Here is a 14,676-nt window from a genome sequence, read left to right as displayed (position 1 = left end):
TCAATCTTATTTATGCGTAAATATAGTTATATGCATAGATAAATGTCAACTCCAAAAGGGCGATTTAGGCCGTATATATGAAGTCTATATAAGTTAATTTTGGTTTTTGTATATTTAAATCGTATGAGCTAAATGTTAAACGTGTTTCTGGGGCGGAACGCTTTTTTTTGCATGATGAAAAAATTTCTTTTACTATTGCTTGTTTATCTTTCTTTTTCCTTTGGCAATGACTTTTGCGTTTTTGATGCAAATGGCAATTGCGTGTCAGTTCTGCACGATATGCGTGAGGCGCAGAATGCGTTTCAAGAAAAGGGCTTTAAAAAGTATTACATAGCCTCAAAGGCGAAACCTGTTGCAGGGCTGCGTTCCTATAAATCCGTAAAACCAACGAAATCTAGTGGCCATAAGAGATGGTACGAAGTAGATTGGAATCAAGGAGTGATATTTTGTCCTGAAAAAGAATTTAATACGGGTGATGGAATCTGGATTGTAAACGGCTCTGCACGAATGGATTCCAAGAATTGTCTTTATGTAGATGGCTCACCTTATACAAGAAGTATTCTTGTTCTTTATGCTCGAAATCTGAACGATTTAACTGATGCTGATTCTAGTTGGATTTTAGTAAATCAGGCCATTGTGAATCTCAAAGGAAAAGATTTCATCGTTTATGGAGGTGTTGGACGCTTTGAATATGGGAAAATAAGAGATACATCATATGCGGTTCATATGGATTACGACTTGATTGTAGATAAAACTGAGTTACGTGTCCGAGATGCGCTTTGGCTGCGTGAAGGGGAAAAATTTCCTAAACAACATTCTGTATTATTCCTTAACGAAGAGTATTATCCATCATCGGATTCCTTAGAGGTGTTGGATTATCCTTCTATATATTATCATTATTATTTGAGTTTTCGATCAAAAAAGGACGGGCTTGAAAGTGTTAAAAACTGCCCTAAACTGACAGAGTGTACCTATAACGATTCGGCCAATGGCTATAGGCTTCCTTACTACGACGAATGGTATATTCTTCAAAATGCAGGACGATCAAAAGTCTTTTCCTGGGGAAACGAATTTATTGAGGATTCGCTAAAAAAATATGCGGATATCCATTGTGCCGAAAAAAAATCTGGTCTTTACCCAGTAAAACAGTATGCTCCTAATCGGTATGGCTTATATGATACTTATGGAAATGCTAATGAATCGTATTTTGTACCGGATGGTTATAATGGTTATTATGGGGTTAATCCTTGCAGCATATCGGGTTTTCATAATCCTGGTAAAGCATGCCGTGACTTGATTAAATACAAGTGCCTTCCTCGCGATGAAATAATTACTAACGCTACATTTAAAAAGCCAGCTTTTCAAGGCATGCGCATGGTTCGTGTGTTGGATTGAAGGTAACTTAAATGAATTTGTATGCAATAATTCTCCAAATATCGTCGTTTCTGCCTTGAGTCGGAAACTTGAGCGAGGCGAGAGATGTAGAAGGACTTGTCTTTCTCTATATTTGAGCCAATACCAAGGATGCTGAATGCATCAATTTTAGACGCAAGAGATGGCTGATCAGGTCCGCCATGACGTCACTAACTAACGACCAACAACTAGCGTCCAGATTTACTCCATGAACAGCATCCCGACGAGGCGCAGGTCTCTTTCGCGTTGGTGCTTTTTGTTTTCCCATTGGCGAAATCTGATGTATTCTACTTCGAATCTGGCTCCTTCGGTTTCGAGGACCTTTATGTCCTTATCAAGCCAACTTTGCTTTGGTATGTAGAAACTGAAAACCTTGCTGCTTGTCGAGTCGATGTCCTTGAGCGGGTAACTGAAAAACAGCGTGTCGTTTCGCGTCACGAGCTCTTCGTGTTTGAAAGTGTAAACCACGAATGCGAATTTGCTGAAATTTTCGGGCATCGTGTGGACTTCGTCGTTTTTAATAGTCTTGCTAATTGTAGGGTACTTTTTGGAAATGTCCGCGAGGTCGCTACTTTCGGGGAAGTACTGGTAAAGTTTTTCGATCGATCTTGAATGGAGTTTATTCACTTGGTAGGCGATGATGCTTGCCGTGTGCCCGTCTTTATTCCAAAGATCCGAGAAAAACTTTTTCGTGTCTTTTTCGCTGAGCGGGTATGCAGTGTAGCCTTCGCTTACGAGCGTTTTCTCTGTGTTCTTGAGCCAGGCGTTGTGGGTAATGTTTGTTACGCTGAATGGCCCGATCGAGGATGCCATGAGTATCGCACAGAAAATGATGATGACATATTTAGATAGAATGATTTTGGGGATACAGTTGAGTATAACGAATATGCATAAGAAAATACAAGATACCAATGCGCAATATCGGTTTGTCGTAATGCCGTATTCAGAAATTCTTTGGATGACCGCAATGGTTGCCGTGGCAATGGGGAAAATGCAAGTATAGGAGAGAACAGTAACGATTGTCTTTTCAGAAGAATGTTCGGGTTGTATAAGTGCAGGGTAATATTCGTTATTGATTATGACTACGCAAGCTAAGGCGCCGATTGCAAGATAAAAGATTGCTTCTGTTGGGAGATCCCATTGCAGCAGGGCTGTGATGTCGTAAATATGGACGGTAACAATGTAAATGGCGTAAAGCGGTAAAAATATGTGTTTGAAGCTGTCGAAAGAAATACTGAACTGCTTTGATTTTATCTTCAATTTTATGGTGGTTATATAATCTTTTAATGTGGGCGTTTCCCCGATGCATTTGTCAATGGACGGTAAGCCTGCCATGCACAGGATGGGGAATATTGTGAAAACGATTACTAGCCCAAACGGGGCTGAACTGGAGTCTGTATTGTTTGATATGGCGTTGATTGCTTTTAGGAGTGCAAATGATGCGATGCTAAATAAAATTACAATAAAAAAAGATATGGCGATTGAGTCGCTTATTTTGTTGCCAAATACCCAAAGAGCGTTATCGTTCTTTTGATTCCAAAACGGTCCATAAATCAAGGCTATACAAACGAGAACGTAAATACAAATGATTATATGACCTATAGATTCTTTGCCGCCCCAGTTGTTTGCAGTGATAAAACAAAGACTGAGTGTAAATGAAATGACAAGCCAACTTACGCTCGTAAGAATTTGCGGCATCTTGCGTGTGCTTTTTCGGGATTCCTGAATGAGCGATGTCGTGAGGGCGATGAGCGTGGCTGCGACAGGGTAAATAAGTAACCAAAAATCAAGGATTCGGCTAAAGGTCGTTCTTGTGGGGAATAGCTTAGGTAACCCATCAACGCAGAATATGAACGCAACTGATGTCAAGAACGCAAACGCTATGGCTAGCGGGAACCGCTTAAACGCGGCCAGAATCAAGGTCGGGTATTCTTTGAGTAATTTCAACATTTGTTTTTAAATATAAGATATGTTCGAGAGTATTGCAAAAAGAAAATCCCGCAACAAGTGCGGGATGACAGAGAGTGCAGAGGCCGGGATGACTGTGTAATGAAGAATGTTACTGGATTCTTCACTCCCTGAGGTCGCTCAGAATGACGATGCTAACCAATAACCGATTTACTTTTTTATGCAACGGATTGGGATGAATAGGTTGTTTTTTTCGTTGGGGGGTGATTGCTGTGGCGTGTACCATTGAAAATCAATGTCGTTAAATCCGATTGTTGCGTAGAGCCGATTTCCGTTACCATCTGTTTTGTTCAGCCATAGGGGCACACATGGTTTGTCTGATAACGATGATTTGTAGCTCGTTGTTCCTGAATTTGATGTTATTTTAACTTCTATTTTTCCAATAGGTAAAAAGCTCATGCCGTAAGGATTGAGAGTTGAGTCTGGTTCTTCATTACCGATGCCGCTAAATTGCGTATAAAGTTTATGGATTGTTGAAGAGTCGCCAAGTGCTATGATGTCCGAGGAGTCGGGTAGCCGCCATCCGTCGGGACAAATTTCCCCTGCAATTTCGTGGTTGTAATAACGTCCCACGTTTTCACAGTTGCCGTTGCAAAAAGTCATTTCCTTACGTTCGTTCTCGGATGCACCTTCGTATTTCATGTTTTCTGCCATCCAAGTTTTGCCTTTGTATTCGATGGTGCTGTATTCTCGATTGTCGCGCGGATCTGTGAAATGTCCGTAATCTATGTCAGGATTGAGATAGTATTCTGCCGGATAATCTGAATTCCAACGATATGAGTATCGCCAAGTTTTGTTGTAGCATATAAAGAATCCTAAACGGTCTTTGGTTTTGATGCGTTTGTTGTCTGTGTCGCATGGGGCGTTGTAAAATTCTGTCCATTTATTTTTGTGACAGACGTAATAGAGAGTGGAGTCTGATGGACTTTGATGTGTTTTGCCTTCGGAATCGCATTCAACATCGGCTGTTTCAAAATCAATTAGTTTTGCAATTTCCCATCCAACCTTGCGACAGCTGGCATGTGGGCTGTAAGGGTCTTGTATCGAGATCGTACGGCAGGAATATAAGCCAAGTTTGCCGGATAAAGCTATTGTATTTACATCTTTGCAGACGTAAGTGATGTTTGGTCTATTCGGACTTTTGAACAATTTGCCGTACTTATCGCATGGGATGTCATAAGTTTCTGCATCGATGGTGTAAACAGCATGCCAACCGGAGTCTAGGCTGCACATATATGAATATTCGGGCTGTTTGGAATGTACGATGTACTTGCCTTCTTTGTCGCAAGGGATGCCGTAGGTTTCGGCTTCCTTATCCGTTGCCGCATCCCAGACGGATTCTCTGCAAATAAACGCTCTTTCTCCAATGCCGTTGAAACTTGTTTTGATAACGGAGTCTTTGATGGAACTGTTGCAGTATGGAAGATTTAAGCATTTGCGTTCGATGTTGCTTGTTATGTCAATGGGTACTACAAGTAACGGACCTCCGCTGCATCCTTTTGGCTTGTAATCATCTTGATTGTAAAGAATGTGGCTAGCGAATAGACTGTTGGGATTATATATTGATTTTACTTCGTAGAGCGATGAATATGTCCTTATATGGGACATGTCAAAATTGCAATAGTGCTTTTGCTCGAGGGTTCCCGTCTCGGTGAATGCTTCCTTGACTTCCTTGAAGAAATCGGATTTTGTTGTTCCCCCAAAAATATAGTTGATGGCACTGTTTATATCTATTGGCTTTATTTGGGTGCTTTCCAGGAGGATGGTGTCGATGCCAATGGCTCTAAAGAGTTCCCATTGGGCGGTGCTGTTCGCATCACTTTCGGAAATTCCGCTTGCGACAAGTTTTGCGACGCGGCCTTCGATAATGCTGTCGAGTGTGATGATATGAGGTTCGCTTGTATCTTCAGGCACGATGTATCGAATGACGGGAGAAATTACACCATTGGAAGATGAATGGGTTTCGCTCTCACTGTCGAGAGCGAGAGGATTCTTGCTGTATGTTACGACGCCGCCTTTGCTCCCACATCCATAGTAAACTTTCGTTTCTATGGAATCAATCCAATAAACTTCTATTTCGGATGGTTCTGTGACAATATCGCTAGACGAACTTTCGGCAGAACTTTCTACAACGCTCGAAGAACTTTGTTGAGCGAACGTGCTCTCGTCTTCCCAAGTCCCTGCTATTTTTTCGGAGCAGGCGAAAAAAACGATAGAGCATGCGAGAATTAAATATTTCAACGGGCTCATTGTTGTCCCCCTTTTTTGCAGTCCTTATTGTTTACTTTATCTGTTAATGGAAAAAGTTGTAAATTCAGACGGTAAACCTGGTTGATGTTTTGACATTCGCGTGCAATGTCGATTACTTTTTTGCGACAGTCGTTGATAACATCGATGATGCGTGCGTAGGCGGATTCATTGATGCCCATGGTGACGCCTGAAAAGTTGCGTTCTTCGACGGGGTCTTTTTCGATGGAGCGTGTGGCGAGCGCAGCCATCTTTTTGTTCATGGTGCGGATGGCGAGCGGAATCGCTTCTTTGGATCCTTTGACCGATTTTTCAGTTTGCTCGTAAGTGCCATCGCCTGTTTTTACGAGGAGTCCGGTTTTTACCAGGAACTGCAAAATTTCGCGGACGTTTAGTGCTGATGTTTTTTCTCGGATTTTTTCGGCGATTTCGCTTGGGTCGGCGTTTGGCATGAGCGGGGCGAGTTCACGTACGATGGGGCAGGTGGGCATCTCGTAGTAGCGGAATGTGTCTGCGTCAAGGATGCGGATTTTATTCATGTTTGCTTCGCGCCCGAGTTCGCGGAGTGCCTCCTCCTTCTCTTCGGCACTTTTCGCGTTCCCGAATTTGACGAGTAGCCTGAAATAGGTGTAATCGAACCCTTTTAACCCCATGGCTCGTGCGACTTTATCTATTCCGGGCTTGCTCAGGCGCGTTTTCCCGTCGCATACCAGCTTGAGGTAGGTCGGGGAAACAAAACCGGCAAGGCTTGCAAATTCTCGCCAAGTAAAATAGGAGACTCTCTTACGTTCTTCATAAAAGTCTCGCATGTAAAGGCGGTAATCGTTGTATTCGATTATTGGATTCATGAAATAAAAAATATTACAAAATATGCGTTTTTATGGTAAAAAATGGCAATTTTTTAAAGAAATATTTGAAAATTTTAAAATATGATACAAATGTGTGTCATTTGTTATGTGAGGGATGAGAGAGGTGGGTTTTAGGTTGTATGACGAATGAGGTAAACGGCTTGTCTGCTTGATTTACTTTATAAAAAGTAAGCCGTCGATTCTGAGCGAATGACTTGTTTCGGATCTTTGCTCTGTATGCAGTTCCCTTATCCCTATTATAGCGCTATCCGTTTCGATGGTGTTTAAGGAATCTATCTTGAGTTCTTGCTTGGTGATGCGGAAATTGTAAGTGGAATGTTTTGAGGTGTCCTGGTCATCGGTAATGTTGATCAAGAACGAGAGCGTGTCGCCACGGTATTCGAAATCGTCGTTATCGAAATTAAGATCTATGAAAAAGGCTTGTTTTGCGCCTTGGGGAATTTTAAGCGCATTCTGGTTGGTGTTGTTTATGTCCGCTTCGAAGGTTTCGAATTTTTCGGTCGTGTCGGGGGCGGTACAGCAGGATTCAGGTTCGTCGATTAAGGAAATCTTTTCGGAAAAATATCGGGTTAAATATTCGTCGTCGAGTTTCTGGATTCGCAACAAGACCTTTTTGGCATTTTTATCATTCCTTTTTTTAAGGGCTGCAATAAACTTGTTCTCGTCTTCTTCACTTAGCGGGAAGTTGCTGTAGCCTTGCTCGATAAGTGCGTTTTCAATGCTTTGGGCCCATATGTGGCGGGTGATTATTGGGGCGTTTAAGGGTGTGTCTGTGCAGATAAAGAACAGTACGCAGAAAGTCAAGGCTATGTATCGGAATTTGCGCTTGATTTTGTCGATGAGCCATATGGCGATAACGGCGTAAAAGTAAATGTTAATGGCGATGATGTAGAAGAACTCTTCGTCGATGTCACTATCGAGCAACATGGTGATGATGTCGATGGTCATTAGAACGACAAGGGGAATACAGGCGGCAGGGAATATTTTTAAAAGCCGTTTTTCGAGAGTTTCGCTTGATGTTAGGTGCGCAGGGTACATCACGGTGGCAAGCGCGAGCATGTAAACCATGAATCCAGAAACAAATGCGGATACTACGCCTTCGGGCATGTCCCATTGCACAATGAACTTGATGATATAGGCATAAAAGAGCGCAATGCCGATTGCAAGTACCGGGATAAAGAGGAAACGAATCGTGCTTGTTGTGAATTTGTTCAAAGATGGTGCTTCTTCAATGCATTCGTCAATGGAAGGGATCCCTGTAAAATACAATATGGGGAGCACTGTGCAAGAACAAAAAAGGAAGATGTAAATGTAAACGTTCTCGCTGAAATCCGTGTCGAAAAGCCCGGCAAAACCAAATACTAGGCCTTCGATGGCGCCGAGTAAAATTGCGGAGATGATGACTGCGGTTATTAAGGCCTTGATGTTCTTTTGCAAAAAATTCCAAAATGCGTTCTCGTCTTTTTGTTTCCAGAACGGGGCGAAGAAAATGCTGAAAAGGGCTACTATATAAACAAGTATGATGGTGCTTGTGAAGTAAAAAAGATTGTCTTCGTTTTTAGTAAAGAGAAAAGAAACTAATGCGGCTGAGATGATTATCCATGCACTGCTAGTGATGATTTGGGAATGATGGCTTGTGCTTTTTTGTGATTCTTGGAATAGCGATGTGGCGACTGCAATGAGCATTGCCGCGACTGGGTAAATGCTTAACCATAAAAATGGCTTGCCGGCTTCATCGGAAATGGCTGGCCCCAAGTCGTAAATCATGACGAATGCGTAGAATGTAAAGATGGCAAATGTCGATGCGAGCGGGAATCGCTTGAATGCGCTCGTGATTTGACTCGGGTATTTTTTGATTTTTGTAAAGTCCATGTTTTACTCCAAGAAGAGGAATCCGCGGATGTTGAAATAGCTCTCTTTTTTGTCATCCTTTATGATATTGATGTCCAATTTTTCGACACCGATTTTGGCTCCTTCGGTTTCAAGGATGCGCACGTTTTTTTGTTCCAGAGCTTCTTTTGTTATAAAGAACTTGAATGTCTTATCGAGCTTTTTGGGGCTGAGCTGGAAAAAGAGCGTGTCATTGCGGAATTCGTAATCTTCTTGACGGAAGGTCTTGTAAAAGTAAGAGACTTTGGATACGTTTTGAGGAATGTCGAGATAGTTGTCTTTGGGTGCGTGGATGAATGCAATGAGGATGGAAATGGGTTCGATTTTATCGTAATTATTAGTGTGAAAATTGATATTGTTTGTTGTGATGTATTGGGCTAGTTCTTTGTCAAATTTTATATTGCGAGATTTTATTCGCGAGATGACTGTTTCTGTTTGCGGGCTCTTCTTGGCTTTCAATTGGTCGATGAATTTTTGGGAGTCTTCTTCGCTTAGTGGGAATTTGTTGTAGCCTTCTTCGGCAAGTTCAGTCTTGATGCTTTCCATCCAGATGCGGTGCGTGACATTGAGGGCGCTCAGGGGACCGTTCGTGAGGATGAGGAAAATACTGCAAAAGATGATTGCGATGTACTTGGATTTGCAAATGATTTTGGGTGTAAGGAGGATTGCAATTATGGCATAGAAGAAAATGTTGATGGCGACGACGTAATAGCGGCTTTCTGAAATCCCGTAGTCAGCGATTCGGCGGAAGATACCAACGGACATCAAAATCACGAGGGGAATGCAGGCGGCGGGGAGAATTTTCAGGAGTTTCTTTTCGAAAGATTGTTTGGGGTTGATGCGTTTGGGGTGCATCAGCGTAACCTGCAGAACCATGAATAACATGGATGCGGAAACGAGGTAGGAAACCATTCCTTTGGGCATTTCCCATTGGATGATGATTTTTGCAATGTAGGCGTAAAGAAGGATGATGTAGAGCGAAAGCACCGGCAAGAATAGGAACTTGTTCGTGCTGGTTTCGAATTTATTCAAGGCAGGGGTTTCTTGCAGGCAGTCGTCGATGGAGGGAAGGCCAGAAAAAATCAGGATGGGGCAGACGGTGCAAGTGCAAAAAACGGTTATGTATAAGAATGTTTTTTCGGGCATCCTGATGTCGAAAAGATGAAAAAATCCTAATAGGAGCAGGTTGACTGCTGTGTCTAATACGTAAGTGATGACGATGGAGATGACGAAAACTTTTATGCTCTTTGTTAGAAATACCCAAAAGCCGTTTTCATTTTTTTGTTTGAAAAATGGGGCGATGAAAATACTTAAAAAAGTTGTGGTGTATATGAGAAAGTAGGTCGTTCCAACATAGATTTGATTGTGGTCGTTGGAGTCTTTGGGAAAGTAAAGCGTTAATGCAACAGAGATGGCAATCCATATGGCACTTGCCACGATTTGTGGAATTTTGCTAAAGCTTTGTCGGGATTCTTGGACGAGCGATACCGCGAGCGAAATGAGCATTGCCGCGATGGGGTAAATGAGCAGCCAATGTTCAAGGCGATTGGTAAAGGGTGAATTAGAACATTTTATGTCATATATGAATGCGACTGATGCAAAAATGGCAAATGCCGATGCGAGCGGAAACCGCTTGAATGCCGTCGAGATTTGACTCGGATATTTCTTGATTGCTGTAAAGTCCATGATTTACTCCAGGAAAAGGAAGCCGTGGATGGTGAAATAGCTCTCTTTATTGTTGCCGCTTATGATATTGATGTCAAAGCTTTCGACTACAATTTTTGCTCCTTCGGTTTCAAGGAGTCGAACATTTTTTTGTTTCAAATCTGTTATTGTTATAAAAAACTTGAAAGTTTTGTCGAGCTTTTGTGGTTTGAGCTGGAAAAATAGCGTGTCATTGCTGAATTCGTAATCTTCTTGATGGAAGATCTTGTAAAGGTAAGAGACTTGGGATACGTTTTGAGGAATGGCGAAATATTTGTCTTTTGCGGGAATATATGTTTTGATGATGGAAACGCGATTGCTGTTATTGTTAGAATCATAGTTGATGTTATAGCGGTTTTTGATGGTAATATATTGGGCGAGATCTTCGTCACCTCTTATATTGAGTTTTTTTAATCGTGAGAGGACTGTTTCTGTATGGGGGGTGTTCTTGACCTTTAATCGGTCAACGAAATTTTGAGCGTCTTCCATGCTTAACGGGAATTTGTTGTAGCCTTCTTCGGCAAGTTCAGTCTTGATGCTTTCCATCCAGATGCGGTGCGTGACATTGAGGGCGCTCAGGGGACCGTTTGTGGCGATAAAGAACATGCTGCAAAAAACGATGGCAATGTACTTGGATTTGCAAATGATTTTGGGTGTAAGGAGGATTGCAATTATGGCATAGAAGAAGATGTTGATGGCGACGACGTAATAGCGGTTTTCTGAAATCCCGTAATCGGAGATTCTGCGCATGATGCCGACGGACATCAGGATGACAAGAGGGATGCAGGCGGCGGGGAGAATTTTCAGGAGCGTCTTTTCGAAAGATGGCTTGGGGTTGATGCGTTCGGGGAGCGTCAGCGTGACACGCAGAAGCATGAGCAACATGGATGCCGAAACGAGGTAGGAAACCATTCCTTTGGGCATTTCCCACTGGATGATGATTTTTGCGATGTAGGCGTAAAGGAGAATGATATAGAGCGAAATCACCGGCAAGAACAGGAACTTGTTCGCACTGGCTTGGAATTTGTTCAAAGCAGGTGTTTCTTGCAGGCATTCATCGATGGAGGGAATGCCTGAGAAAAACAAGATGGGGAATATGGTGCATGAACAGATGATCGCCGAGTAGGCAAAAGGGCTTCCAGAGACCTTGATGTCGAACAGGTTTAAAAATCCGAATAGGAGTCCGTCAATTGCGGCGAGCAGGAATGCTGAAATAACGATGGCGATGACAGCGGCTTTTATATTCTTCATCAAGAATGCCCAGAATCCGTTTTCGTCTTTTTGCTTGAAAAATGGGGCGATGAAAATGCTCAAGAAAACGGTTGTATAGATAAATTTTAATGTTATCCAGACATAAGCGTTTTCGGCATAGGTGTCGGATTGAACGCGGTGAAAGGCTAGTGCGATGGAGATGGCTAGCCATACGGCCCCGGCGACGACATGGGGGATGGTGCTGAATTTTTTCCGGGATTCCTGGACCAGCGAAATCGTGAGGGCTATCATTGTGGCCGCCATCGGATAGATGGACAGCCAATAAGTTAATTTGCTAAAATATGGATAATTGAAGTTTTCATAAACGTAGATGAATGCGACTGATGCAAAAATGGCAAATGCTGATGCGAGCGGAAACCGCTTGAATGCCGTCGAAATTTGACTCGGGTATTTCTTGATTGCTGTAAAGTCCATTTTCTTCCCTCCAAGTTCTTTGTGTATTGTCTGCGACTCTCGCGACCGTTATTGCCTGAAATCCCTTACACTGTCATCCTCGACCGTCAGGGAGGGGATCCAGTGAAGTCTTGTAACGCATAAACAAAAATGACTGGATCCTTCACATTCGTTCAGGATGACGTTTCCTTCTTCCTTCCTTCCGACCGCCTACTGTCTACCGCCTACTTCTTTTTCTTGCCGTTCCTTTTTAATCTGCTTCAACTGCGCGAGGCGTTCGCCGAGTGCCTTTTCGCGTCCGTAGGGCTTGGGCTCGTAAATCGTCGTGCCGACAAGTTGCGTGGGCAAATGCTCCTGCGCAGAGTAGCCACCCGGGCTGTCGTGATCGTACTCGTAGCCGTTTCCGTAGCCGAGCTGCTTGCCGACGCGAGTCACGGAATTGCGATAGGCGCGCGGCACGGGGAGCGTTCCCGTCTGCTTTACGATGGCGTCTGCTTTCATACCGGCGAGTTCGAGACTGTTGCTCTTGGGCGCGAGTGCCAAATAAACGGCGAGCTCGTCAAGTGCGATCAAGCCTTCCGGGATTCCCATGAAGTCGTACGCTTCGCGGGCGCTTGTTGCAAGCAGTAGCGCATTCGGGTCTGCAAGCCCGATGTCTTCCATGCTCATGCGCATGAGGCGACGCAAAATGAATCGCGGGTCTTCGCCGCCTTGCAGCATGCGGTGCATCCAGTAAAGTGCCGCGTCTGGGTCGGAACCGCGCACGGATTTGTGCAACGCCGAAATCAGGTTGTAATGCTCTTCGCCGCTTTTGTCGTAACGCAGGGGCTTCTTGTACTGGAATTCTTCGAGCAGTTTTTCGTCAATGACTTTGTTGTCGCCGAGGTTCTTGCCAATCCATTCGAGCTGGTTCAGCAAGAATCGCGCGTCGCCTTCGGATTGCGCAATGAGTTTATCGACAACAGCGTCTTCGACTTCGACGTCCTTGAGCTGTAAACCGCGTGGGTGGTCTCGCAAGGCACTGAAAATGAGTGTCCGCAAGTCCTCTTTGCTGAGCGGTGCGAACAAAATCAGCTGGCAGCGGCTGAGCAAAGCCCCGTTCACTTCAAAGCCAGGATTCTCCGTGGTTGCTCCGATGAGCGTCACCGTGCCATCTTCCACCGCACCAAGCAATGCGTCTTGCTGGCCTTTGTTAAAGCGGTGGATTTCGTCGATGAAGAGAATCGTATCCATGAACGCGTGCTTCATCTGGCGTGCGTCCGCGAGAACTTCCTTGACCTCTTTCACGCCGCTAGCGACTGCCGAGAGCGCAACAAAGCGTTTCTTGGTGTGCTGCTTGATGACGTGGGCGAGGCTAGTCTTTCCGCAACCCGGAGGACCCCAGAAAATCATGCTGGGAATCGAGTCGTTTTCGAGACTCTTGCGAAGCAAACTCTGCTGTCCGAGAATCTTGTTTTGTCCAAGAAACTCGTCGAGGTTTTGCGGGCGTAGGCGTTCTGCTAAAGGGGCGTCCATGATTGTACTATATAAAAATTAGTCGCTAAAGATTTTGTCTTCGACTTTCTTGATGCATTCGGGCCTGTCGCGTGTCGGGACTCCGCCCTTCGTGAATACATGTACGGAATAACCGGTCGTGCAAAGTTCGCCGTTCAAAGTCACCTGATAGAGGAACTTGTATTTGCAACGTCCTTCGTGCACAAGCTTGGTTTCTACATCGACAAAATCACCAAAGCGGCACGGGCGCTTGTACTGCACGTTCAATTCGAGGACCGGGCTTGCGAATCCTTCGCGTTCGACTTCGTCGTAGGGGGCTCCAACGGCGCGGAAAAAGTCAACACGGGCCTGTTCAAACCAGATGGGGTAGGTGGCGTGGTGCACGACGCCCATGGCGTCAGTTTCGGCGTAACGGACTTGAATGCGGGTCTTAAAAGAAAAATTGTTTTCCATGTGTAATATATATAGAATGTGGGTATAAGTTCGAGTGTATAAAGTAGTAAAATGAGTTTCGAGTTCTGAGTTACTAGTTACTAGGGGTGCTTTTTGGGTTCTGTCATGCCCGCCTACGAGCGAGCATCTCCTTGTGTTAGTGCAATTTACGAGACAAATATAGAAAAATTCTCAAAAATTAGTGCTCATTTTTTCACTTAAAAATCTATCAACAGTCAACTAACACTCTTTGCTCTAGTTTGTTTACGTGTATTTTGAGAAATTTCATTTTTTTTCAAAAAAAAACGCAATTCTTGTTGACAAAACCACATAAATCTTGTTAAATTTGCCACGCTTTAGTTCCTCAAGTGAACTGAAACAAAAGAGTGCCAAAGTAGCTCAGCTGGTAGAGCAGCTGATTTGTAATCAGCCGGTCGTAGGTTCGATTCCTATCTTTGGCTTACATAATGGGTCGTTGCCCGAGTGGTTAAAGGGGACGGACTGTAAATCCGTTGGCTTACGCCTACCGTGGTTCGAAACCACGACGGCCCACGACAATCTAGCCCTACGGTGTCTAAAGGCATCGTAGGGCTTATGCCCAGGTAGCTCAGTGGTAGAGCACTTCCTTGGTAAGGAAGAGGTCTCGGGTCCGACTCCCGATCTGGGCTCTCACTAAAATGGAGATAGAATAATGGCAAAAGAACATTTTGACAGAAGTAAGCCGCATTGCAACATCGGCACCATCGGTCACGTTGACCACGGTAAAACCACTCTTACTGCAGCAATCTGCACGACTCTCGCAGCTAAGGGTCTCGCCGCTGCAAAGCGTTTCGACGAAATCGACAACGCTCCAGAAGAAAAGGCTCGTGGTATCACGATCAATACTTCTCACGTCGAATACACCACCGCTAACCGTCACTACGCACACGTCGACTGCCCGGGGCATGCTGACTATGTGAAGAACATGGTGACTGGTGCTGCTCAGATGGACGGC

10 protein-coding genes and 3 tRNA genes are annotated in these 14,676 nt (G+C 44.1%); 5 read left to right on the top strand and 8 right to left on the bottom strand.

Annotated elements, in window-relative coordinates; genetic code table 11:
• Nucleotides 1-171 precede the first annotated feature (171 nt).
• Complete coding sequence (locus HUF13_RS03720; protein WP_173473874.1) at nt 172-1,395, top strand: SUMF1/EgtB/PvdO family nonheme iron enzyme; 1,224 nt, start codon at nt 172-174, stop codon at nt 1,393-1,395.
• 219 nt (nt 1,396-1,614) lie between these two features.
• Here the strand turns inward: HUF13_RS03720 and HUF13_RS03715 are convergent, their stop codons facing one another.
• The 8 genes from HUF13_RS03715 to HUF13_RS03680 form a co-directional block, all read right to left on the bottom strand.
• A complete protein-coding gene (locus tag HUF13_RS03715; protein ID WP_173473873.1) occupies nt 1,615-3,363 on the bottom strand; it encodes a DUF4153 domain-containing protein in 1,749 nt (582 codons plus the stop codon).
• Between the two features lie 168 nt (nt 3,364-3,531).
• On the bottom strand, nt 3,532-5,631 hold the full coding sequence (locus HUF13_RS03710) for an FISUMP domain-containing protein (RefSeq protein ID WP_173473872.1): 2,100 nt from the start codon (nt 5,629-5,631) through the stop codon (nt 3,532-3,534).
• The gene (locus HUF13_RS03705) at nt 5,628-6,476 is read right to left on the bottom strand and encodes a TIGR02147 family protein (protein ID WP_173473871.1); all 849 of its coding nucleotides are present in this window, start codon (nt 6,474-6,476) and stop codon (nt 5,628-5,630) included. The genes HUF13_RS03710 and HUF13_RS03705 overlap by 4 nt, the downstream gene beginning before the upstream one ends.
• 174 nt (nt 6,477-6,650) lie before the next feature.
• Nucleotides 6,651-8,369, bottom strand: coding sequence for a DUF4153 domain-containing protein (locus HUF13_RS03700; protein ID WP_173473870.1), 1,719 nt, complete (start codon nt 8,367-8,369; stop codon nt 6,651-6,653).
• 3 nt (nt 8,370-8,372) lie between these two features.
• Complete coding sequence (locus HUF13_RS03695; RefSeq protein WP_173473869.1) at nt 8,373-10,073, bottom strand: DUF4153 domain-containing protein; 1,701 nt, start codon at nt 10,071-10,073, stop codon at nt 8,373-8,375.
• Nucleotides 10,074-10,076: 3 nt separating this feature from the next.
• Nucleotides 10,077-11,777 carry a DUF4153 domain-containing protein gene (locus HUF13_RS03690; protein WP_173473868.1) on the bottom strand — a complete coding sequence of 567 codons (1,701 nt, stop codon included), beginning with the start codon at nt 11,775-11,777 and terminating at the stop codon, nt 10,077-10,079.
• Between the two features lie 189 nt (nt 11,778-11,966).
• Nucleotides 11,967-13,271 (bottom strand): replication-associated recombination protein A, encoded by a 1,305-nt coding sequence (locus HUF13_RS03685; protein WP_173473867.1) that lies wholly within the window; start codon nt 13,269-13,271, stop codon nt 11,967-11,969.
• A gap of 18 nt (nt 13,272-13,289) precedes the next feature.
• Nucleotides 13,290-13,703, bottom strand: coding sequence for a thioesterase family protein (locus HUF13_RS03680; RefSeq protein WP_173473866.1), 414 nt, complete (start codon nt 13,701-13,703; stop codon nt 13,290-13,292).
• A 367-nt stretch (nt 13,704-14,070) separates the two neighbouring features.
• On the opposite strand from HUF13_RS03680, the gene HUF13_RS03675 reads away from it, so the two are divergent.
• From HUF13_RS03675 to HUF13_RS03660, 4 genes are all read left to right on the top strand, one after another.
• A tRNA-Thr gene (locus tag HUF13_RS03675) sits at nt 14,071-14,143 on the top strand.
• A gap of 8 nt (nt 14,144-14,151) precedes the next feature.
• Nucleotides 14,152-14,234: transfer RNA gene (locus HUF13_RS03670), tRNA-Tyr, on the top strand.
• A gap of 44 nt (nt 14,235-14,278) precedes the next feature.
• Nucleotides 14,279-14,350: transfer RNA gene (locus HUF13_RS03665), tRNA-Thr, on the top strand.
• A 23-nt stretch (nt 14,351-14,373) separates the two neighbouring features.
• On the top strand, nt 14,374-14,676 hold a 303-nt coding region (locus tag HUF13_RS03660), incomplete at its 3' end, for a GTP-binding protein (RefSeq protein WP_304038784.1).

This window comes from Fibrobacter succinogenes (assembly GCF_902779965.1).
In the GTDB taxonomy this organism is placed as follows: domain Bacteria; phylum Fibrobacterota; class Fibrobacteria; order Fibrobacterales; family Fibrobacteraceae; genus Fibrobacter; species Fibrobacter succinogenes_F.
Note: the sequence above shows the minus strand (reverse complement) of the source record. Positions and strands in the feature narration are given on the sequence as shown.

What these genes read in the sequence shown, in the direction of transcription:
- HUF13_RS03720 (WP_173473874.1), top strand. Translation starts at nt 172, where the DNA reads ATGATGAAAAAATTTCTTTTACTATTGCTTGTTTATCTTTCTTTTTCC.
- HUF13_RS03715 (WP_173473873.1), bottom strand. Translation starts at nt 3,363, where the DNA reads ATGTTGAAATTACTCAAAGAATACCCGACCTTGATTCTGGCCGCGTTT.
- HUF13_RS03710 (WP_173473872.1), bottom strand. Translation starts at nt 5,631, where the DNA reads ATGAGCCCGTTGAAATATTTAATTCTCGCATGCTCTATCGTTTTTTTC.
- HUF13_RS03705 (WP_173473871.1), bottom strand. Translation starts at nt 6,476, where the DNA reads ATGAATCCAATAATCGAATACAACGATTACCGCCTTTACATGCGAGAC.
- HUF13_RS03700 (WP_173473870.1), bottom strand. Translation starts at nt 8,369, where the DNA reads ATGGACTTTACAAAAATCAAAAAATACCCGAGTCAAATCACGAGCGCA.
- HUF13_RS03695 (WP_173473869.1), bottom strand. Translation starts at nt 10,073, where the DNA reads ATGGACTTTACAGCAATCAAGAAATATCCGAGTCAAATCTCGACGGCA.
- HUF13_RS03690 (WP_173473868.1), bottom strand. Translation starts at nt 11,777, where the DNA reads ATGGACTTTACAGCAATCAAGAAATACCCGAGTCAAATTTCGACGGCA.
- HUF13_RS03685 (WP_173473867.1), bottom strand. Translation starts at nt 13,271, where the DNA reads ATGGACGCCCCTTTAGCAGAACGCCTACGCCCGCAAAACCTCGACGAG.
- HUF13_RS03680 (WP_173473866.1), bottom strand. Translation starts at nt 13,703, where the DNA reads ATGGAAAACAATTTTTCTTTTAAGACCCGCATTCAAGTCCGTTACGCC.